Below are 20,647 nucleotides of genomic sequence, written 5' to 3' on the forward strand. Positions count from 1 at the left end.
TGGCGAGCATTGTGCAAAGCGTCGGGGCCTGCTTCATCGTCCATTGAGACTAAGCAGGACAACGGTTTCAGGGGCGGCGGCCGTAGGGTTCTAGTCCGTTTCGATGATTCGGGGCAAACCGACGGCGCCCTAGACTCGCTCATCTATCCGCCTAGCAGAGACAACCCCCATGGAGTTCGCCTTTACCCAGGAACACTTGATGATTCGCGACAGCGCCGAGCGCTTTCTCGCCACGGCCAGCGACTCCCAAGCCGTGCGCGCAACCATGGTTCGCGCGGACGGCTACGATCCCGACGTCTGGCAACGCATCGGCCTGGAGCTGTGCTGGCCGGCCCTGATGGTCCCCGAGCGTTTCGGGGGTATGGGCCTGGGGTTTGTCGAGCTGGCGATCCTGCTGGAACAGAGTGGTCGTTTTCTGCTGGGCTCGCCGCTTTTCGCCACCACCTGCCTGGCCACCCCGGCCCTGCTGTCGGGACACAACCCGGCGCTGCAAGAGCGCTGGCTCAGCGCGATTGCCGGTGGCGAAACCCGCGCGACCCTGGCGTTCGCCAGTGGCCCCGGATGGGATGCGCACAGCGTGCAAACCGTCGCCCGGGCGTGTACGGGGGGGTTTAACCTCAGCGGTTGTTACGCCCAGGTCATCGACGGGGCGCAAGCGGACCTGTTGATCGTCGCCGCGCGTACACCTGGCAGCGAGGGGGAATCGGGGATCAGCCTGTTCGCCGTCGACGCCGCTACACCGGGCGTGGAGCGCACTGCCCTGCCCACCCTGGATCAGACCCGGCGCCTGGCACGGGTCGAACTGCAGAATGTATTCGTCAGCGACGCACAATTGCTCTGCGCCCCCGACCAGGGCTGGCCGGTACTGCGCGAGAGCCTGCAGATCGCCGCCGTGGGCCTGGCTGCCGAACAGGTGGGAGGCGCACAGCAAGTCCTCGACCTGACCCTGGCGTACATCGCCGAACGCCGGCAGTTCAGCCGCACCATCGCCAGCTTCCAGGCGATCAAGCACCGCTGCGCCGACATGATGGTGCAGGTCGAGTGCGCCCGCTCTGCGATCTATTACGCCGCCTGCGTGGCCCAGGAGCACCTCGACCCCGCCGGTGACAAAGCTGTGGCCAGCGAATTGGTGATGGCCACCGCCACGGCGAAAATCCATGCCAGCGAAGCGTTTTTCAACTGCGCCGCCGAGTCGATCCAGATGCATGGCGGCGTGGGCTTTACCTGGGAATACGACCCGCACCTGTACTTCAAGCGCGCTCGCGCCAGCGAGCAATTGCTGGGCAGCCCCGCACTGCATCGCGAACGCCTGGCGGCACACCTGTTCGGAGAAGACGCATGAAAATCGGTTTCAGCAATGCCGACGAGGCTTTCCGTCGCGAGGTCGCCCAATGGTTGGCAGAACACCTGAGTGGCGAGTTTGCGCCGTTGCGCTTTCGCGGCGGTCCCGGTGACGAGCACAGCTTTCCCGAAGAACGCAAAGCCTGGGAACGTGAACTCGCCGCGGGTGCCTGGATTGGCCTCGGATGGTCGAAGGAGCATGGCGGACGCGGCCTGAGCCTCTGCCAGCAGGTGATCTTCCATGAGGAATATGCACGCGCCGGCGGGCCCGGACGCATGGGCCACATCGGCGAAGGGCTGGTCGGCCCGACCCTCGCCACCTTTGGCACGGCAGCCCAGCAACAGCGCCTGTTGCCGGGCATCCTCGGTGGCAGCGAGTTCTGGTGCCAGGGTTACTCTGAACCCGGTGCCGGTTCCGACCTGGCGAACGTACAAACCCGGGCCAGGCTCGACGCCACGGGCGAACACTGGCTGATCAGCGGCCAGAAGGTCTGGACCTCGCTGGCCCACGAAGCCGACTGGTGTTTTGTCTTGGCGCGCACCGAACCCGGCAGTCAAGGGCATCACGGTTTGTCGTTCCTGCTGGTACCGATGGCCCAGACGCAGATCCGTGTGCATCCGATCCAGCAACTGACCGGCACCAGCGAGTTCAACGAAGTGTTTTTCGATCAGGCGGTGACCCACGCCGATAACCTGATCGGCCAACCGGGCGACGGCTGGAAAATCGCCATGGCCCTGCTCGGCTTCGAGCGCGGTGCCTCGACGCTGGGCCAGCAAATGCAGTTTAACAATGAGCTCGACGAGATCATTCGCATTGCCCGCGCCAATGGCGCTTCACGCGACCCACTGCTGCGCCAGCGCATCGCCCAGGCATGGGCCGGGCTCAAGGTGTTGCGCTACAACTCCTTGCGCATGCTCTCGGGTCCACAAGATGGCAGCCTGCGCCGCGAAGCCATGATCTACAAACTGGCCTGGTCAACCTGGCACTCAGACCTCGGGAAGCTGGCAATGGATGTGTTGGGCGACGATGCCGAAATCCTCGATGGCCAGTCTTATCAGCTGAGTCGTCTTCAATCGCTGTTTCTGTTTACCCGCGCCGATACGATTTATGGCGGCAGTAACGAGATCCAGCGCAATATCATTGCCGAGCGTGCCTTGGGAATGCCACGTGAAGCGCGGGTGCGGGAATGAAGCGGCAACCGCGACTTCAGTGAACCCGATACTGGCCGCAACACTGGCCAACTGTAGGAGCTGGCTTGCCAGCGAAAGCGGTCTGACATCCGGCAATAATGTCGACTGACACGCCGCCTTCGCCGGCAAGCCGGCTCCTACAGGTGATCGGGGTGTACACAAGCCCCATGCACGGCAAAGATCCAATGTAGGAGCTGGCTTGCCAGCGAAAGTGGTCTGACATCCGGCAATAATGTCGACTGACACGCCGCCTTCGCCGGCAAGCCGGCTCCTACAGGTGATCGGGGTGTACACAAGCCCCATGCACGGCAAAGATCCAATGTAGGAGCTGGCTTGCCAGCGAAAGCGGTCTGACACCCGGCAATAATGTCGACTGACACGCCGCCTTCGCCGGCAAGCCGGCTCCTACAAGTGATCGGGGTGTACACAAATCCTGTGATCGGCATAGATCCAATGTAGGAGCTGGCTTGCCAGCGAAAGCGGTCTGACACCCAGCAATAATGTCGACTGACACGCCGCCTTCGCCGGCAAGCCGGCTCCTACAGGTGATCGGGGTGTACACAAATCCTGTGATCGGCATAGATCCAATGTAGGAGCTGGCTTGCCAGCGAAAGCGGTCTGACACCCAGCAATAATGTCGACTGACACGCCGCCTTCGCCGGCAAGCCGGCTCCTACAAGTGATCGGGGTGTACACAAATCCTGTGATCGGCATAGATCCAATGTAGGAGCTGGCTTGCCAGCGAAAGCGGTCTGACACCCGGCAATAATGTCGACTGACACGCCGCCTTCGCCGGCAAGCCGGCTCCTACAGGTGATCGGGGTGTACACAAATCCTGTGATCGGCATAGATCCAATGTAGGAGCTGGCTTGCCAGCGAAAGCGGTCTGACACCCGGCAATAATGTCGACTGACACGCCGCCTTCGCCGGCAAGCCGGCTCCTACAGGTGATCGGGGTGTACACAAGCCCTGTGATCGGCATAGATCCAATGTAGGAGCTGGCTTGCCAGCGAAAGCGGTCTGACACCCGGCAATAATGTCGACTGACACGCCGCCTTCGCCGGCAAGCCGGCTCCTACAGGTGATCGGGGTGTACACAAATCCTGTGATCGGCATAGATCCAATGTAGGAGCTGGCTTGCCAGCGAAAGCGGTCTGACATCCGGCAATAATGTCGACTGACACGCCGCCTTCGCCGGCAAGCCGGCTCCTACAGGTGATCGGGGTGTACACAAATCCTGTGATCGGCATAGATCCAATGTAGGAGCTGGCTTGCCAGCGAAAGCGGTCTGACATCCAGCAATAATGTCGACTGACTCGTCGCCTTCGCCGGCAAGCCGGCTCCTACAGGTGATCGGGGTGTACACATGCCCCATGCACGGCAAAGATCCAATGTAGGAGCTGGCTTGCCAGCGAAGGCGGTCTGATAAAAGAACCGCCCTTCAGCGAACGCGAATCTTGGGATCACCCGCCCCGCGCCGCAAGGTTGCAAGAAAGCCCTCCAGCGGTGCCGGTTCGGCAATTTCCGGTAACGCGTCCTTGTCCGGCCGTTGCGCCCAGAATGCGTCCCAGGAAGGGAACAGCTCGTGGAACGTGCCGGCATAGGGCTCGCGCCCCGGCCAGCGCATTTTCAGGCCGCCAATCGGTGGTTTGTTAAGGTCGGTCGCGTACCAATAGCACGGCAAGCGACGACGGAAGCACCAACGTCCGTCGATCCGCTCGTAGTCGTCCCAATACAGCATCTGCATGATCACCCACTCCGGACCGGTCTCATGCTCGTTCTTGGAATAGACCACGCCCGTGGCGTGATCCGGATCGCTGAACTCGATGATGTGCTGCCCCAAGTGATGGGAAGTGCCGTGAAACTGCTTGCGCATGGTTTCGTCCAGCCATGCCTTGAGGTGTGCACGGCCCGTCTTGTCGCGCCCCACACGCACGTCCGGGGCGAAACAGTTGGCCATGGCATCCATGTCGCGCATGTCCAGGGCCAACGCGTACTTGCCGGCCAGTTGGCGGATCGCGTCCAGCGACTCCAGTCGATCGATGCGCTCGAGCAATGCGTTCGTGTCCTGGTTCATCAGTCGAACACCACGTACAGGTCCGAGCCGCGACCGCCGTCCACCGCCAGGCTGGCGCCGGTGACATAGGACGCCTCGTCGCTGGCCAGGAACAGAATGGCGTTGGCCAGCTCCACCGGCAGGCCGACCCGTTTCATCGGGATGACTTTCTCGGTGTTGGTGCGGGCCTTGGCGTCGCCGAGCATGCCGGCGGTAGCCGGGGTATCGACCACGCCAGGGATGATCACGTTGCACCGAATGTTGTTGGGCGCGCCTTCGCTGGCCGCCGCCCGACTGAAGTTGATCACCGCGGCCTTGGCCGCCGAGTAACCGGCCATCCACGCCGTGCCGAACAGGCCGCAGATCGAGGCAATGTTGACGATCGAACCGCCGCCTTGCTCTTTCATCAGACGCATCGCGGTACGAGTGCCAAAGAAGGTGCCATCGACGGTAGTGGCGAAGTTGGCGTGCCAGTCGGCGGTGGACATCGTGTCGATGCTGCCCCAGGTGTAGGCCATCGCATTGTTGACCAGAATGTCCAGGCGACCGTGTCGTTGCGCGGTGGCTTCCAATGCACTGACGTAGGCCTGCTCATCGCTGACGTCGGCCACGGCAATTTCAGCGCGCCCGCCCAATCCAATGATTTTTTCCTGCACCCCTTGCAACGGCTCCACGCGTCGCCCGCAGAGCACGACGGTGGCGCCCTCCTCGGCGAACCGCAGCGCGGTGGCTTCACCGATGCCCGAACCGGCGCCGGTCACAAAGGCGATTTTTCCCTGTAAACGCTTGCTCATCAGTGACTCTCCAATCAGATAAAGGCCATGCCGCCATTAACCGCGATGTTCTGGCCAGTCATGAAGCTGGCGTCTTCGCTGGCAAGGAACACCGCGACACGCGCGATCTCGTCGGTCTCGCACATGCGCCCCAACGGTACGTTTTTCAGCAGCGCTTGCATGTAGTCGTCAGGGATGCCAGCCATCATCGGCGTGTTGGTCGGTCCCGGCACCAGGGTGTTCACGCGTATGCCGCTGGCCGCCAGTTCACGGGCGATCGAGCGGGTCAGGCCCATCACCCCGGCTTTCGATGCGCAGTAATGGCTAGGACCGTCGCCGGTCAGCGCGGCAGTGCTGGAGAGGTTGATGATCGCCCCTTTGCGCCCGCCCTTGACCATCAGCTTGGCGCCTTCGCGGCAGCACAGGAAGGTGCCGCCCAGGTTCACACCGATCACCCGCGCCCAACTCTCGTCCGGGGTTTCGAGGAAGCTGTCCAGCGCGCCCACGCCTGCGTTGTTGACCAGGATGTCGAGGCCGCCGAAGTGCTGCTCGGCCTGGCCCATGGCATCGGCCACGGAGGCGCCGTCACCGACGTTGCAGGCCAGGGCCAGTACCTTGTCGCCCAAGTCCGCCAGGCTCTCGGCCAGGGCAGCCTGATTCAGGTCGACAGCCACCACCTTGGCGCCTTCGGCGATAAAACCACGGACGATGGCCTGGCCCATGCCTTGCCCTGCGCCGGTTACAAAGGCGACTTTATTGAGTAACTTCATCAGCAATCTCCGAATGTGCAAATACGCTGCAGCCCGCTGCCCTTGCAGTGGAGCCGTCACCTGCATGATTAGCGGCAAGTGCCTTGGCCCACATCGTCCGATGGGACTATCGCCGCGTGGTCTGAATGGACGATGCCGGCAATCCTTCGCGGCCCCAGCATTCATGGGTGCACACCCCGTCAGGTGCAGCGTTTCCCTTCAACTCGCTGCATTCAATTCGCTGTCGCGCCTGACGCGGCTGTGCTTTATGAATCCGCAGAAAATGGAGAACCCCATGAACCAACCCGTAGACCTGCCCCTGCCCGTCGGCCATTACGCAACGCTGCCCAACAACGGTTTGCGCCTGCACTATCTGGATGAAGGCGCGGGCCCCGTGGTGCTGTGGCTGCACGGCAGCGGACCGGGCGCCAGTGGTTTCAGCAACTTCAAGGGCAACTACCCGCAATTCGCCGCCGCCGGCTACCGCAACATCGTGCTCGATCTGCCGGGTTTCGGCCGTTCGGACAAACCCGAGGACGCCCAGTACAACCTGGATTTCTTCGTCGACTGCGTAGCGGCGTTTCTGCAAGCCATCGGCGTACAGCGCTGCACCCTGCTCGGTAACTCGCTGGGTGGCGCGATTGCCCTGGGCCTGGCCCTGCGTCTGCCGCAATTGCCCCAGGGCCTGATCCTGTTGGCACCGGGCGGCGTCGAGGAGCGGGAAACCTACTTCAAGATGGACGGCATCGTGCGCATGGTCAGCCTGTTCAACGCCGGCCCCATCGGCATGGACGAGATGCGCAGCATGATGCGCCTGCAGTTGTTCGATGATTCGATCCTGCCCGAAAGCCTGCTGCAGGAACGCGTGGCGGTGGCGGTGACCCAGCCGAAGAACCTGTTCAGCACGATGATGGTGCCGAACATGGAAACACGCCTGGGCGAGATCCAGTGCCCGATCCTCGGTTTCTGGGGCACCAACGATCTGTTCAACCCGATCAGCGGCGCCCAACGCATCATCGACGGCGCGCCCAACGCCCGGTTCATCGTGCTCAACCGTTGCGGACATTGGGTCCAGGTAGAACACCGCGAGCTGTTCAACCGCAGCTGCATCGACTTCCTGCAGAACGGTTGATCCCCCAATACCGTTGCTCCCCTTGTAGGAGCGAGCTTGCTCGCGAAGGACTCAAAGACAACGCGTTCATCCAGCAAACACGCGTTATCGTTAACGACCTTCGCGAGCAAGCTCGCTCTTACAGGGGGGGTGGTCAGGGTGGTTAGCGATCTGCCGCCTTCTGGCTGTTCAACACGGCGTCGCCGGGCTGGCCCAGTACGCAGGAGGTGCCGCCGGGGGTGTACATCATCGCCACGCAGCGGTTGCAGGCGGTGCAGATCGAGTCGCGGCTGGCACCGCTTTCGAGCTTGTTGACGTAGTCATTCTCGGCCAGCAACACCCGGCCCATGGCGACCAGGTCAAAACCCTCGGCCATGATCTTTTCGATGCTCGCCAGGCTCTTGGCGCCGCCCAGATAAGCCAGGGGCATTTTCACCGCGGCACGCACCTTGCGCGCATGTTCCAGCAAATACAGCTCGCGAAATTCCACGGTGGGCTCTTTACGGCGCTGAATGGCCATCGCCAGGGCAATCACCTTGTTCTTCTGCTGCACCCGGTTTTCCTTGGGGAAGGAAGAGCCGAACATGGTGGTGATCGACTCGGCGTTCATCCCGGCGCTGAGTACCAGCAGGTGCGCACCCTCCTCTTCCAGCATGCGGGCGATCTGCGCCCCGTCTTCGGCACTGTTACCGGCGCGCACGCCTTCAGTGACGCTGTATTTGCAGATCACCGCCATGTCATTGCCGACGGCATCCAGGACCGCACGCAGCACCCGGCGCGGAAAACGCAGGCGGTTTTCCAGGCTGCCGCCGTACTGGTCGCGGCGCTTGTTGTACATCGGCGAAATGAACTGGCTGAGCAGGTAGCCGTGACCCATGTGGATTTCCACGGCATCGAAACCTGCCTGGCGTGCCAGGCGAGCACCTTGCGCGAAGTCGCGCACCACCAGTTGCATGTCGTCTTCGTTCATCGCCTGTTTAAGAAACATGCCACTCATCAGGCCGATCTTGTTGAAACCGCCGCTGGCTGACAGCGGACGTTTGGTCGAGCGTTCGCGGATGAAGGTAAAGCAGCCGCCGTGGGTGATCTGCGCGCTGGCCAGGCCACCGGACTGGTGCACACCGTCGGTCAGGGCCTTGAAGTGCGGCAAGCTGGATTGGGTGAGTGTCAACTGGTTGGGCAAGGTACGGCCATCATCGCTTACCGCGCAATAAGCCACGGTGGTCATGGCAGTGCCCCCGGCGACCAGGGCCGAGTGCAGCTTGACCAATTGTTTGGAAGGCACGCCCTGGGCACTCATGCCCTCGTTGGTGGCGGACTTGATAAACCGGTTTTTCAGGGTCAGTGGGCCAATCGTTATAGGGCTGAACGGTGATGGGGTTGGACGAGGGTTCATGACAGGCCTCTCTTTGTTGTTATCAGGCTACAAATGAAGGCTGCGTCGCCATCTCGCGACGCAGCCATGATCATCAGAAGGTGTACTTGGCGTTGAGCGACAGGTAATCGCGGTCAGCCAGCAGTCGGCCCTGGGCGGCATCCGGCGAGCTCAGGTAGGCGACATAAGTCATGCCGATCTGGAAGTTGCCCAGGTACTTGAAATCGCCACCCACGGTCAGGCGCTTCTCGTCACGGCCCAGGCCTTGATAGGCGCTGCCATCGACGTTCTGCGTCCAGACCACTTTGGTGCTCAGGTCCAGGCCCGTGGCAATGGACGGGTAATCCATGTAGGCGCCAATGCCCAGCAGGGTCGAACCGCGGGTCTGGGTCTTCGACTCGAACGTGTCGAAGGTGCCGTCCACGCCGACCCCGCCGCCAGTGATCGTCAGGCTGTCCACCCCGTCGATGCGTTGATGCACCACTTCGCCCATGAAGGTGGTCTGATGGGCGAGCAGGCTTGGGCCCAGGATGTACATGGCGTTGAGGTTGCCTTGCCAGATCTGCCCGGTGGTGGGCGCGCCGTTGTTCAGGTAGACCGACGCGCCATCGCGGTAGCTCAGGTCACCGGCGTACTGCACCGAGTCGCCAACCTTGGAGGTGAAACTGATGCCCGTCAGCTTGACGTCTTCGAAGTAACCCAGGCGATAGGACGGCGCGGTGCCGTCATGGCCGATGCCCTTGAGCGAGGAGTATTGGGTGGTGCCGGTGAAGTCGAAGAACATCGAGCCGATGCGCTCGTTATAGCGGTAATGGAACAGCCCCACTTCGGTGTTTTCGGTGATCCGGTAGCGCACGCCCAGGCCCCATTGGCCGCTGTCGCTGGCGTCTTTTTCACCGGCATAACCGACCGCCAGACCATTGGGCAGGCGGTCGACCGCACCGCTGCCCAGGCGATAGAACTCGGCGCCGGGACCAAAGGTATCGCTGCCGAAGTAGTCGCCCACCGGGTTGAGCTGGGTCTTTTCCCACTCGTACTGGTAGTAGCCCACCAGCGCCAGGTTTTCATTCAGCGACCACGAACCGGACACCTGCCCTACCGGCAGGTACGAGTCCTTGGCCTCGGTACCCGGCACGTTGAACTTGGTGGCGTCCACCGGGGCCTGGCCCTGGCTGATGTTGGGCCAGAACAGGCTCTCGCCCCAGGCCACCAGGTGCCGCCCGGCCTTGAGCGACAGGTACTGAGTCTCGCCGACATCGAAATTGCCATATACATACGCATCGAGCAGCCGCGCCATGCTGCCACTGAGCCTGCGGGTTTCGTCGCTGAAGCCATCGTTGTGGCCGGTCTTGTTCACCGTCAGCGGCGAGTCATTGGCGTTTTTCTGGTTGTAGACATCATCGTAGAACTGACTGCCGCGCAACACCGCACCGAGGTTGTCGTGCTTGAGCTGCAATTCGCCGAACAGGCTGAGGCGGTTGTTGATCAACGAGCCACGCTTGAAGTTGCGCGTGCCGTCGTCGTTGTTCGGGTCGTTGAGGTATTGATTGGCCTGCTTGGCGGTACGCATGGAAGCGGTGTAGTTGACCGTCAGCGACGAATCCAGGGTGGTGTTTTCCCCCAGTTCGATAGTGGGTGCGGCGCCGGCTGTGGCACTGGCGATGGTGATCGCCGTTGCCAACAGGCAGCGGCTCCCGATCAGGTTCCCCGAATGGTGCGCGACAGTGTTTCGCGTAAACATGCTCCTCTCCTTTTGTTGTTGTTTTTTCTGGTGTCGCCACAGCATGAAAAAAGCCCGTGTCGCGCACATCGTCCGTTTGATGAGACGGGTGCGCCTTATGCCTGAGCGGTGCTGGCCACCAGTGCCCGCAATTCGTTTTTCGCCACCTTGCTCGACGGATTGAGTGGCAAGGCGCTGAAGAAGCGCACCTGGCGCGGCACCTTGTAATTGGCCATCTGCTCACGGCTCCAGGCGATCAGTTGCGCCTGGTCAAGTGCTTCACCTTCGCGCAGCACCACGCAGGCACATCCGACCTCGCCCATGCGTTCATCGGCGATGCCGATCACCGCCACCTGGGCAATTGCCGGATGCCTGATCAGCGCCGCTTCGATTTCCGCCGGGTAGCAGTTGAAACCGCCAACGATGAACATGTCCTTCAGGCGGTCGGTGATGATCAGGTTGCCCGCCTCGTCCAGGCGCCCGACATCGCCGGTGTGCAGCCAGCCTTCGGCGTCGATCGCTTCGCGGGTCGCTTCGGGGTTCTGGAAATAGCCCTGCATGATGTGGAAGCCACGCAGGCAGATCTCACCGGTAAGCCCGGCGTCCAGTGCCTGGTTGTCCGGGTCGCGAATGCTCACTTCGGTCCCGGCAATCGGCCGTCCGCTGGTGCCGGCGATCACCTGCGCCGAGTCCCGGGGATCGCAGATCGTCGCCAGCCCGCCGCACTCGGTCAGGCCGTAGGCGGTAGTGACCACGGCAAATCCCAACTCGTTGCGCATGCGCTCGATCAGGCTCGGTGGAATGCTGGCCGAACCGGTGACCGCAATGCGCAGGCTCGACAGGTCGGTCTGCTTGAGTCGCGGGTGAGCCAGCAGCGACAGGTACAGGGTCGGCGCGCCGGGCAAGACGCTGATACGCTCCCGGGCAATGCGCTGGAAGACTTGTTCTGCGTCGAACACCGCGTGGGGCAGGATGGTCGCCCCGCCGATCAGGCACGTCAGCCAACCGGCTTTGTAGCCAAAGGCGTGGAAGAACGGATTGACGATCAGGTAGCGGTCGCCCGGCACCAGGCCGATGACCTTGACGTATTCGCTGAAGGCCCGCAGGTTCTGCCCATGGCCGCTCATCACGCCCTTGGGTTTGCCGGTGGTGCCGGAGGTGAACAACAGGTCGCACATGGCCTCGGGGTCGACCGCCAATGCACGGCGTTTGGCACCCTCGGCGTCGACGCTCGCGGCACCGCCCAGGAACTGTTCAAGGGTCAGGTCCGAAGACCGCTCGGGAGTATCGCCCTCGATGATCACCAGGTGTTCGAGGCCGACCGGTCGATGGGGCGCGAGCAGCGCCGGGTAGTCGACGTCGAGAAAACGCTGCTGGACAAACAACAGCCGGCAGCCGCTGCGTTCCAGCACATCGGCGGCCTCCAGGCCCTTCATGCGCGTGTTGATCGGCACCAGCACCGCGCCGGCGCATTGAATGCCCAATGCCGCGAGGATCCAGTCACCGCTGTTTGGCGCCCACACACCGACCCGGTCGCCGGCCTGAATGCCCAGCGCCATCAAGCCCCGGGCAAAGCCCATGACCCGTTCCGGCAGCTCGGCGTAATCGGTGCACTGCCCGTTGTCTTCGATGGCCGTGCGACCGGCAAAACGTTCGGCACTCTGGAACACCAACCGGGCAATGTTGGTGGGCACTTCGCTCAGCGGCAGGGATAACTTCAGGCTCTGGTTCATCGTAGGCTCGGTGATCTGCATCATTCGGGAAATCGGATACGCAAGTGGGCGCTCGTCGGCACGGCCTGGCAGGCCAGGATCCAGCCTTCGGCCAGCTCATCGCTGTCCAGCGCATCGTTGTGCAGCAGCTCGATCTCGCCACTGTCCAGCGTGCACATGCACGAGGCGCAGCCTCCCACCCGGCAGGCGCTGGGGGGCTTGAGGCCGGCACGCTCCATCGCGGCCAGCACGGTTTCGCCGCTGTCGCAAGCCAGGCTGTGATCCTCGCCATCCAGGCGCACCGACAGCTGCGCCGCCATCGCCGCTTCACTGCTGACCGCCAGGGGCAGTTCGCCTTCGCCGGGCAACGAGACAAAGCGTTCGACATGGACCCGCCCGCCAGGCAGGCCCAGGCTTTTCAGCGCACTGACCGCTGCATCCATGAACGGTCCCGGGCCACAGATAAAGGCCTGGGCGTCTGTGAACGGACGCGCCAGCTCCGCCAATTGCTCGACGGTCGGAATGCCCTGCACCGAATCGAGCCAGTGGACAATCTGCAGACGTTGCGGGTGCGCGCTGGCCAGGGCCTTGAGTTCGTCGCGAAAAATCACCGAGGCTTCATCGCGGTTGGCGTAGATCAACAGAATCCTGCCGTGGCCGGCCAACAGCGCCGAGCGCAGGATTGAAAGCACCGGCGTTACGCCGCTGCCCCCGCCGAACAGCAGCAGGTCATCGTCCAGACTGCGCGGCACAAACACCCCGGCGGGCGGCAGCACCTCCAGGGTTTGACCGGCCTGCAACTCGCCGCAGAGCCAGTTCGAGGCCCGGCCGTCACGCACGCGCTTGACCGTCACTCGCAGGGGTTCGCCGAGCAACGGCGTGCTCGACAACGAATAACAGCGCGGCAACCAGCCGTCCTCGAAGGGCACCCGCAAGGTCAGGAACTGGCCGGGTTGATAACGAAAGTGTTCGCTCAAATGCTCCGGCACGTCGAACACCAGGGAACGCGCATCAGCGGTTTCCTCGATCACTCGCGCCACGCGCAGGGCAAGATAATTGTTCATAGCTCAGGTACTCATGACCACCTGCCCGTGTATCACGGGCAGGTGTAAACCCAGGGGTATCGAAACGGGCACCATGGCCTCAGACGTACGGGTCCGGGTTGGGCAGGCCCAGCATCACCGCGCCGTAGCTGCGTCCGTAGGCCATGTAGTTGTTGGCGATGTGCCCACGCGCCTGATGCAGGTCGCGGAACAGCCGCGCCACCGGGTTGGTGTTGTACAAACCCGAGGCGGCCATGCTGCGCAGCAGATCGTTGGCCCGCTCGGCGCAGATGTTGGTCACATAGGCCGACTGGTAGCGATACAACAGGCGGGTCTCGGTGTCCGGGTATTCGCCGGCACGGGCCAGGCTCATCAGGTGCTCGTAGTTGCGCTCCAGCACCAGGCGCAGGCTGTCGACGGTGATCATCGCCTCGGCAACAGCGGTTTGCGCCACCGGATCGTCAGCGGTACGGGCGCCGTGCTTGCCGATGTGTTTGGCGGCGTTGTCGCGGAACTCGTTGATCGCGCCTTGCAGGGCACCGATGGCCGAGGTCGAGACAGCGCGCGAGAACACCTGGGCGAAGGGGATCGCGTAGATCGGGTTGGTGTTGACCAGGCGCCCGGGCGTCGCTTCAAGGGTCCAGTTATTGGTGCGTTGCACGCGATGGGCCGGGACGAACACATCCTCGACCACGATGTTATGACTGCCGGTGCCCCGCAGGCCCAGCACGTCCCAATTGTGCTCGATCAGATAGTCGCGTTGTGGCAGCAGGAAGGTGCCGTGCTCGGCGGCCAGTTCGCCATCGGGTGGCAGGATGCCGCCCAACAGCACCCATTGGCAGTGCTCGCTGCCGCTGGAGAAACCCCAGCGCCCGCTGATCCGGTAGCCGCCTTCCACTACCGTGACCTTGGCCGCCGGCATATAAGTCGAGCAGATCAACGTGCTGTGGTCATCCGCCCAGACTTCACGCTGCGCTTCGATTGGATAACGTGCCAGCTGCCAGGGGTGAACCCCCATCACGCCATAGATCCAGGCCGTGGACATGCAACCCTCGGCGAGGATGGTCTGGATTTCGAAAAAGGTCCGCGGGTCCACTTCATAGCCACCGAACGCCCGTGGCTGCAAGGCCCGCAGCAAGCCGGCGGATTGCAACTCGGCGATGGTCTCCACCGGTACCTTCTGATCCTTGTCGGCCTGCGCCGTGCGCGCCTTGAGTGCCGGCACCAGGCTGCGTGCACGTTCCAGCAGATCACGTTCGTCCTGGGTCTTTTCTCGCATGCTGTGCATCACTCAATTCTCCCGATCTCACTGCGCCACTGCGCGAGTTGTGATGGATCATCGGATCGAGCGAGCAATCATTCATCGTCAAAGCGGACTAGGGGGGTGCCCGGTTCCCGTAGGAGCCAGGCTTGCCGGCGAAGAACGATAACGCGGTTTGATAGATACACCGCAGCGTCTGGTTCGCCGGCAAGCCTGGCTCCTACAGGCGAAGAACGCGGCCCCCGCGGCGCTAGTCCGTTGAGACGATGCTGGCGGCGGCCGTTGCGGCGATATTAAATCCATCAACAATCGACCCCACGGAGCAAGGGCCCATGAGTATTTTGCAGCGTTTCCAGATGCACGGCAGCGTCGCCATCGTCACCGGTAGCGGCCGCGGCATTGGTCGGGCGATTGCCCTGGCGTATGCCGAAGCCGGCGCCGATGTCGTGTGCTCGGCACGTTCGCTGGATGAAGTAGAGGCCGTGGCCGAAGAAGTTCGCGGTCTAGGCCGACGCGCCCTGGCGTTCGCCTGCGACGTCAACGATGCCGAGCAACGCCAAGCACTGGTGCGCCACAGCGTTGAGCAAATGGGCCGTATCACCCATCTGGTGAACAACGTCGGCGGCGGCGGGCCCAACGATCCGCTGGCCATGACCCCTGAGCAGTTCGCCGAGGTGCTGAACTTCAACGTCGCCACCAGCTACGCCTTCTGCCAGCTGTGCGTGCCGCTGATGCGCGAAGCCGGTGGCGGCAACATCATTAATATCAGTTCGGTGGCGGCGCGCTATGCCCAGCGCCATTTCAGCGCCTACGGCACGGCCAAGGCCGCCCTCAGCCATCTGACCCGCTTGCTGGCCCAGGACTTCGCGCCGCAGATCCGGGTCAACGCCGTCGCCCCCGGCCCCACCCTGACCGAAGCGCTGAATGGCGTGATGCCCGCCGCCATGCGCGAAGTCATGGAAGCCAACACCCCGCTCAAATGCCTGGGCACCCCGCAAGACATCGCCGCCGCCGCGCTGTACCTGGCCAGCCCCGCTTCGGCCTGGGTGACCGGCAAGATCATTGATGTCGATGGCGGCGCCGACTCGTCGGTCTGGCCCGGCTGAACCACTCCTTTGGGTCCGTCCCTGTTGATGTCGGGGCGGGCTTTTTTTCTTCCCTGCCATCTGGAGCCCTCCCATGGACGCCCATTTGATCAAAGCGCTCGGTGACGAGCTGTTCAACGCCCTGCGCAGCCGCCAGACACTGGCGCCCCTGACCCGACGCTACCCGCACATCACGCTGGAGCAGGCGTACCGGATTTCCCTGCAGTTCCTGCTACGCCGCGAAGCGCTTGGCGAGCGGGTGATCGGCAAAAAAATCGGGGTCACCAGCCGTGCCGTTCAGGAAATGCTCGATGTTCACCAACCGGACTTCGGCTTCCTCACCAATGCCATGCAGGTCGAGGATGGCAGCGATGTCAGCCTGGCCCGCTACAACTTGATCCAGCCCCGGGCCGAAGGCGAAATCGCCTTTATCCTCGGCGAAGACTTGCAAGGCCCGGGCATCAGCGCCGAGGACGTGCTGGCCGCCACCCAATCGGTGGCGCCATGCTTCGAGATCGTCGATTCGCGGATCGACGACTGGCAGATCCGCATCCAGGACACCGTGGCCGATAACGCATCCTGTGGCGTATTCGCCCTCGGTACTCAGCGCATCGACCCGCGCTCGCTGGACCTCGCCGCAGTGCACATGCAACTGCTGAAAAACGGCCAGCCGGCAGGCTCGGGCCTGGGCTCGGCGGTGCAAGGCCACCCTTGTGCGGCCGTGGCCTGGCTGGCCAATACCCTGGGCGAGCTGGGCATTCCGTTCCGCCGGGGCGAAATCATTCTGTCCGGTGCCCTGGCGCCGCTGGTCCCGGTGATGGCCGGTGACCGTATCAGCCTGTCAATGACCGGTCTCGGTGAAGCCAGCCTGCGCTTCGTCCCTTGATCACCCCTTGATAACCCCCTTTCCCTCCTGGAGCCAAAGACCATGAGCAAAAAGATCAAATGCGCGCTGATCGGGCCGGGCAACATCGGCACCGACCTGCTGTACAAACTGATGCGCAGCGAGGTACTCGAACCGGTGTGGATGGTGGGCATCGACGCCACCTCCGAAGGGCTTGCACGGGCTCGCGAGCTGGGCCTGAAAACCACCGCCGATGGCGTCGACGGCCTGCTGCCCCATGTCCTCGAAGACCAGATCCAGATCGCCTTCGACGCCACCTCGGCCTACGTGCACGCGCAGAACTCGCGCAAGCTCAATGCCCTGGGCGTGTTGATGATTGACCTGACCCCGGCGGCCATCGGCCCGTATTGCGTGCCGCCCGTCAACCTCAAGGCCCAACTGGGACTGGGCGTGATGAACGTCAACATGGTCACCTGCGGTGGCCAGGCCACCATTCCGCTGGTGGCGGCGGTGTCCAGTGTGCAACCGGTGGAATACGCCGAAATCATTGCCACCGCCGCCTCCAAATCGGTCGGCCCCGGCACCCGGAAGAATATCGACGAGTTCACGCGTACCACCGCCAGCGCAGTGGAAAAGGTCGGCGGCGCGAAGAAAGGCAAGGCGATCATCATCATCAACCCTGCCGAGCCACCGCTGATGATGCGCGACACCGTGCACTGCCTGACCGCCAGCGAACCCGACCAGCCGGCGATCACCGCCGCCATCGAGGCCATGATCAAGCAAGTGCAACGCTATGTGCCCGGCTACAGGCTGGTCAACGGCCCGGTGTTCGACGGCAATCGGGTGTCGATCTTCATGGAAGTCGAAGGCCTGGGCGACTACCTGCCCAAGTACGCCGGCAACCTCGACATCATGACCGCCGCCGCGGCACGCACCGCCGAGATGTTCGCCGAGGAAATCCTCAAAGGCGAACTCGTGCTGACCGCCACCGCCCAAACCGCCCACGCATAAGGAGCCGACCATGGATCTTCGCGGCAAAAGCATTACCGTTCACGACATGTGCCTGCGCGATGGCATGCACCCCAAACGCCACCAGATCAGCCTGCAGCAGATGAAAGACATCGCCTGCGGCCTCGACGCGGCCGGCGTGCCGCTGATCGAAGTCACTCACGGCGATGGCCTGGGCGGCAGCTCGGTGAACTATGGCTTCCCGGCCCACACCGACGAGGAGTACCTGTCGGCGGTGATCCCGCTGATGAAAAAGGCCAAGGTCTCGGCCCTGCTGCTGCCGGGCATCGGCACCGTCGACCACCTGACGATGGCCCATGAACTGGGGGTCAGCACCATTCGCGTGGCCACCCATTGCACCGAGGCCGATGTCAGCGAACAGCACATCTCCCACGCCCGCGGTCTGGGCATGGATACCGTCGGTTTCCTGATGATGGCCCACATGAACAGCCCCGAAGGCCTGGTCAAGCAAGGCTTGCTGATGGAAAGCTACGGCGCCAACTGCATCTACCTGACCGACTCGGCGGGCTACCTGCTGCCGCACGACGTGAGCGCCCGCGTGGCGGCGATGCGCGCGGCCCTGAAGCCTGAAACCGAAATCGGCTTTCATGGCCACCACAATCTGTCGATGGGCGTGTCCAACTCCATCGCCGCGATTGCCGCCGGGGCCAACCGTATCGACGCCGCCTGCGCGGGCCTCGGCGCGGGTGCCGGCAACACGCCGATGGAAGTACTGGTCGCGGTGTGCGACCGCATGGGCATCGAGACGGGCGTCAGCGTGTTCGGCATCCAGGACGTGGCCGAGGATCTGGTGGTGCCGATCATGGACTTCCCGATCCGCAGCGACCGCGATGCCTTGACCATGGGCTACGCCGGGGTCTATGGCTCGTTCCTGTTGTTCGCCAAGCGCGCCGAGAAAAAATATGGCGTGTCGGCCCGGGAAATCCTCGTGGAAATGGGCCGTCGCGGCATGGTCGGCGGCCAGGAAGACATGATCGAAGACACCGCCATGACCCTCGCCCGCCAGCGGCGGCAGGCGTAAGCCAGCACAGGCCCGCTATCAGGGATCAAGCACTACTCTTGCGGGGGATTCCATGTTGCAGAGTTGCACTGCAACGTGGAATCCCCCACGCCTCTTTCAGTACCGCGGTTAGAAGCGCGAGGCGCGGACCATGGCGTCCATACCGCCATCGACGAACACCACGCTGCCATGGACAAACGACGCTTGTGGCGATTGCAGGAAGGCCACCACTGCGGCGAGCTCGTCCGGGCGCCCTGAGCGGCCCAGGGGCGCGACGAAATCACGGGTCGCCTGGCCAAACCGTGCATCTTCCAGCGAAGCCTGGTGCAACGGGGTTTCTACCGCCCCCGGCGCCACCACGTTCAAGCGCATGCCCTGCTTGCCCCAGCTCACAGCGAGGTTACGGGCATGGTGACTGATGGCGTACTTGGAGGCGGCATAGGCGACGTGAGGTTGACCGAGGGTGTTGGCCAATGCCATCGCCTGGGCTTCATCGCCTGCGAGCATCGCGTCAATCATCGGCTGGCCGGCGGGCCCCGAATGCGTCGCCGCCACGGAGCCGATCACTAGCGCAGCCGGTTGCTGGCTCCGGGCCAACGCCCCTTGCAGGCCGTCGAGCAACTGGCTGACGCCGAAGTAGTTGACCGCCAGGATCAGGCTGCAGGTCGGTGCCGTGACACCGACCCCGGCGCAGCAGATCAGCCCGTCGAGCACCCCGCCGCTGAGTTCAAGCACTTGCGCGATGGCCGCGTCACGACCCTGTGGGGTGGACAGGTCCGCGATCACTTCGGCGTTGCTGCGATCGATACCGATGACCTGGTGCCCGGCGGCGCGCATGGCGGCGGATACGGCGGCCCCAATTCCCGAGGCACTCCCGGTAATGGCTGTAATAGGCATAGTTGTTCTCCGTGATAGGTCCCCCAGTATCGACAGGGCTATCACGCGACGGCATCGTCTGTGCGGACTAAGTAGGAGCGAGCTTGCTCGCGATGGTCGTTAACGATGACGCGTGTTTGCTGGTTAAACGCGGCGCTCTTCAGTCCATCGCGAGCAAGCTCGCTCCTACAGCAAAACGGGTTCAGGCCTGACGATAGAGAGGCACGGCCAGTTTCAGCGGCGGGATCTTGATTTTCTCACCCATTTTCAACACCAGCTTGGGTTTACCCAAGGCCACCACGCTGTTGAGCATGATGCGCACCAGCTCGGTCTGGCGTCGCACCCCGGTCTTGGAGAAGATCGAACGCAAGTGCGCCCGCGCGGTGTTACGCCGGATATTGAGGGCCTCGGCCGCTTCTTCCAGAGACAGGCCGTTGGCCAGTTCCATCGCCAGGGCGGTTTCGGCCTTGGTCAGGTTGAACAGCTGCTTGGTCACCACTTCGCTGGCCAGGGATTTGCTCGACGCATCGCGGATGTACACCAACGCCGTCGGCTGGCCCTTCTCCTCGGCCCAGTCCAGGGACGGAATGGATTCGACCACCACACCGAGGTTGACCAGACCTGAAGGCCGCGTCACCGACATGGCCTCGGCACTTTTCGGGGCATCCGGGCAGAACGCAGCGCGAATCAGGCGTTGCAGTTCACGGTTGTCACTTGGATAGGTCGCCTCCAGGCGCCCGCCCACCAGTTTCAGGCCATCGGAACGGGCGAGAATTTCCTCGGCCACCGGGTTGATCTGCAAGACGCTGCCGCTCTCGTCGAGCACCAGGGTCGCCACCGATAACCGGCTGATCGCCTGGGAGTACAGCCCGCTCAGCGATTCGCTGCGGTCCAGCAGGTTATGCAATTGCGAGGCGCGACGCAGGTGTGGCAGGAAACTGGCGCACAGCGCCCGCTCGTTGGCGCAGAAGTTGGGGGCGTGTTTCGGGCGGGTGGCGCGAAAGCGCAGTTTGCCGCCGTCCGGGGTGGAAATGTCCGCACACATCACGTGATACACATCGTTGGGACCGCAGAACGCCTTGAAGTAGGCGCTGTGTTCCCATTCCGTGGAGCTCATGATGTCATCGACGGTGAACACCTTGTCCAGTGGCTGGTTGGCGAACGGCGTATTGGTCTGCGGGTAAGTCATATAGCAGACGTCACCGGCACCTTCCAGATCGCCCACGAGGATCATCACGCCCGTATCGGGTTGGTCCGGCACCCGCAGGATCAGCGTGACGTAGTTGGCCTCGTAGAGTTTGCGAAAGCTTCTGAGGGCGTTGGCCATCAGTTTCGGATCGAGGGCGCCGTCGTAGATCTCGCCCACCAACTCGTTGTAGCGCGTGAGATCCAGGCCAAGGCTCGCCAGGACTTCCGGGGTCAGGACACCATCTTGCATAGTCTTTCCTCGCTCGGGTAAGGACGGTGCCCTTCCCTTGTTA

General features: G+C 63.0%; 17 protein-coding genes. 7 read left to right on the forward strand and 10 right to left on the reverse strand.

Annotated elements, in window-relative coordinates; translation table 11 throughout:
- The first annotated feature begins 169 nt into the window (after positions 1-169).
- Positions 170-1,342, forward strand: coding sequence for an acyl-CoA dehydrogenase family protein (locus tag ELQ88_RS20570; RefSeq protein WP_138967389.1), 1,173 nt, complete (start codon positions 170-172; stop codon positions 1,340-1,342).
- Positions 1,339-2,532 carry an acyl-CoA dehydrogenase family protein gene (locus tag ELQ88_RS20575; RefSeq protein WP_138967390.1) on the forward strand — a complete coding sequence of 398 codons (1,194 nt, stop codon included), beginning with the start codon at positions 1,339-1,341 and terminating at the stop codon, positions 2,530-2,532. Before ELQ88_RS20570 ends, ELQ88_RS20575 begins: the two co-directional genes overlap by 4 nt.
- 1,441 nt (positions 2,533-3,973) lie before the next feature.
- On the opposite strand, the gene ELQ88_RS20590 is transcribed toward ELQ88_RS20575, so the two are convergent.
- From ELQ88_RS20590 to ELQ88_RS20600, 3 genes are read right to left on the reverse strand one after another with little or no spacing between them, the layout of a single operon-like run.
- On the reverse strand, positions 3,974-4,609 hold the full coding sequence (locus ELQ88_RS20590; RefSeq protein WP_128872413.1) for a nuclear transport factor 2 family protein: 636 nt from the start codon (positions 4,607-4,609) through the stop codon (positions 3,974-3,976).
- Positions 4,609-5,382, reverse strand: a complete 774-nt coding sequence (locus tag ELQ88_RS20595) for an SDR family NAD(P)-dependent oxidoreductase (protein WP_138967392.1) — start codon at positions 5,380-5,382, stop codon at positions 4,609-4,611. The genes ELQ88_RS20590 and ELQ88_RS20595 overlap by 1 nt, the downstream gene beginning before the upstream one ends.
- Positions 5,383-5,396: 14 nt before the next feature.
- Positions 5,397-6,131 carry a 3-oxoacyl-ACP reductase family protein gene (locus ELQ88_RS20600; RefSeq protein WP_138967394.1) on the reverse strand — a complete coding sequence of 245 codons (735 nt, stop codon included), beginning with the start codon at positions 6,129-6,131 and terminating at the stop codon, positions 5,397-5,399.
- A gap of 274 nt (positions 6,132-6,405) precedes the next feature.
- Here ELQ88_RS20600 and ELQ88_RS20605 point away from each other — a divergent pair, with 274 nt between their 5' ends.
- Positions 6,406-7,242, forward strand: a complete 837-nt coding sequence (locus ELQ88_RS20605; protein ID WP_138967396.1) for an alpha/beta hydrolase — start codon at positions 6,406-6,408, stop codon at positions 7,240-7,242.
- A gap of 142 nt (positions 7,243-7,384) precedes the next feature.
- On the opposite strand, the gene ELQ88_RS20610 is transcribed toward ELQ88_RS20605, so the two are convergent.
- From ELQ88_RS20610 to ELQ88_RS20630, 5 genes are all read right to left on the reverse strand, one after another.
- Positions 7,385-8,617: an NADH:flavin oxidoreductase gene (locus ELQ88_RS20610; protein ID WP_138967398.1), complete on the reverse strand. Its 1,233-nt coding sequence runs from the start codon at positions 8,615-8,617 to the stop codon at positions 7,385-7,387.
- Positions 8,618-8,690: 73 nt separating this feature from the next.
- Positions 8,691-10,337, reverse strand: a complete 1,647-nt coding sequence (locus ELQ88_RS20615; RefSeq protein ID WP_138967400.1) for a DUF1302 family protein — start codon at positions 10,335-10,337, stop codon at positions 8,691-8,693.
- Between the two features lie 95 nt (positions 10,338-10,432).
- Complete coding sequence (locus tag ELQ88_RS20620) at positions 10,433-12,049, reverse strand: FadD3 family acyl-CoA ligase (protein WP_138967402.1); 1,617 nt, start codon at positions 12,047-12,049, stop codon at positions 10,433-10,435.
- 20 nt (positions 12,050-12,069) lie between these two features.
- Complete coding sequence (locus ELQ88_RS20625) at positions 12,070-13,092, reverse strand: ferredoxin--NADP reductase (protein WP_138967403.1); 1,023 nt, start codon at positions 13,090-13,092, stop codon at positions 12,070-12,072.
- 79 nt (positions 13,093-13,171) lie between these two features.
- A complete protein-coding gene (locus ELQ88_RS20630; protein ID WP_138967405.1) occupies positions 13,172-14,359 on the reverse strand; it encodes an acyl-CoA dehydrogenase family protein in 1,188 nt (395 codons plus the stop codon).
- A gap of 305 nt (positions 14,360-14,664) precedes the next feature.
- Between ELQ88_RS20630 and ELQ88_RS20635 the strand changes: the two genes are divergently transcribed.
- From ELQ88_RS20635 to dmpG, 4 genes are all read left to right on the forward strand, one after another.
- On the forward strand, positions 14,665-15,438 hold the full coding sequence (locus tag ELQ88_RS20635) for a glucose 1-dehydrogenase (protein WP_064677312.1): 774 nt from the start codon (positions 14,665-14,667) through the stop codon (positions 15,436-15,438).
- Between the two features lie 73 nt (positions 15,439-15,511).
- Entirely contained in the window at positions 15,512-16,303 is a 792-nt protein-coding gene (locus tag ELQ88_RS20640; protein WP_138967407.1) for a fumarylacetoacetate hydrolase family protein, read from the forward strand.
- Between the two features lie 42 nt (positions 16,304-16,345).
- Positions 16,346-17,272 (forward strand): acetaldehyde dehydrogenase (acetylating), encoded by a 927-nt coding sequence (locus ELQ88_RS20645; RefSeq protein WP_138967409.1) that lies wholly within the window; start codon positions 16,346-16,348, stop codon positions 17,270-17,272.
- Positions 17,273-17,282: 10 nt separating this feature from the next.
- Positions 17,283-18,311, forward strand: a complete 1,029-nt coding sequence (dmpG, locus tag ELQ88_RS20650) for a 4-hydroxy-2-oxovalerate aldolase (RefSeq protein WP_138967411.1) — start codon at positions 17,283-17,285, stop codon at positions 18,309-18,311.
- 108 nt (positions 18,312-18,419) lie between these two features.
- On the opposite strand, the gene ELQ88_RS20655 is transcribed toward dmpG, so the two are convergent.
- Positions 18,420-19,187, reverse strand: a complete 768-nt coding sequence (locus tag ELQ88_RS20655) for an SDR family oxidoreductase (protein ID WP_128872423.1) — start codon at positions 19,185-19,187, stop codon at positions 18,420-18,422.
- Between the two features lie 181 nt (positions 19,188-19,368).
- The gene (locus ELQ88_RS20660) at positions 19,369-20,604 is read right to left on the reverse strand and encodes a helix-turn-helix transcriptional regulator (RefSeq protein ID WP_128872424.1); all 1,236 of its coding nucleotides are present in this window, start codon (positions 20,602-20,604) and stop codon (positions 19,369-19,371) included.
- Positions 20,605-20,647 lie beyond the last annotated feature (43 nt).

Source organism: Pseudomonas sp. MPC6, from assembly GCF_006094435.1.
GTDB lineage: Bacteria > Pseudomonadota > Gammaproteobacteria > Pseudomonadales > Pseudomonadaceae > Aquipseudomonas.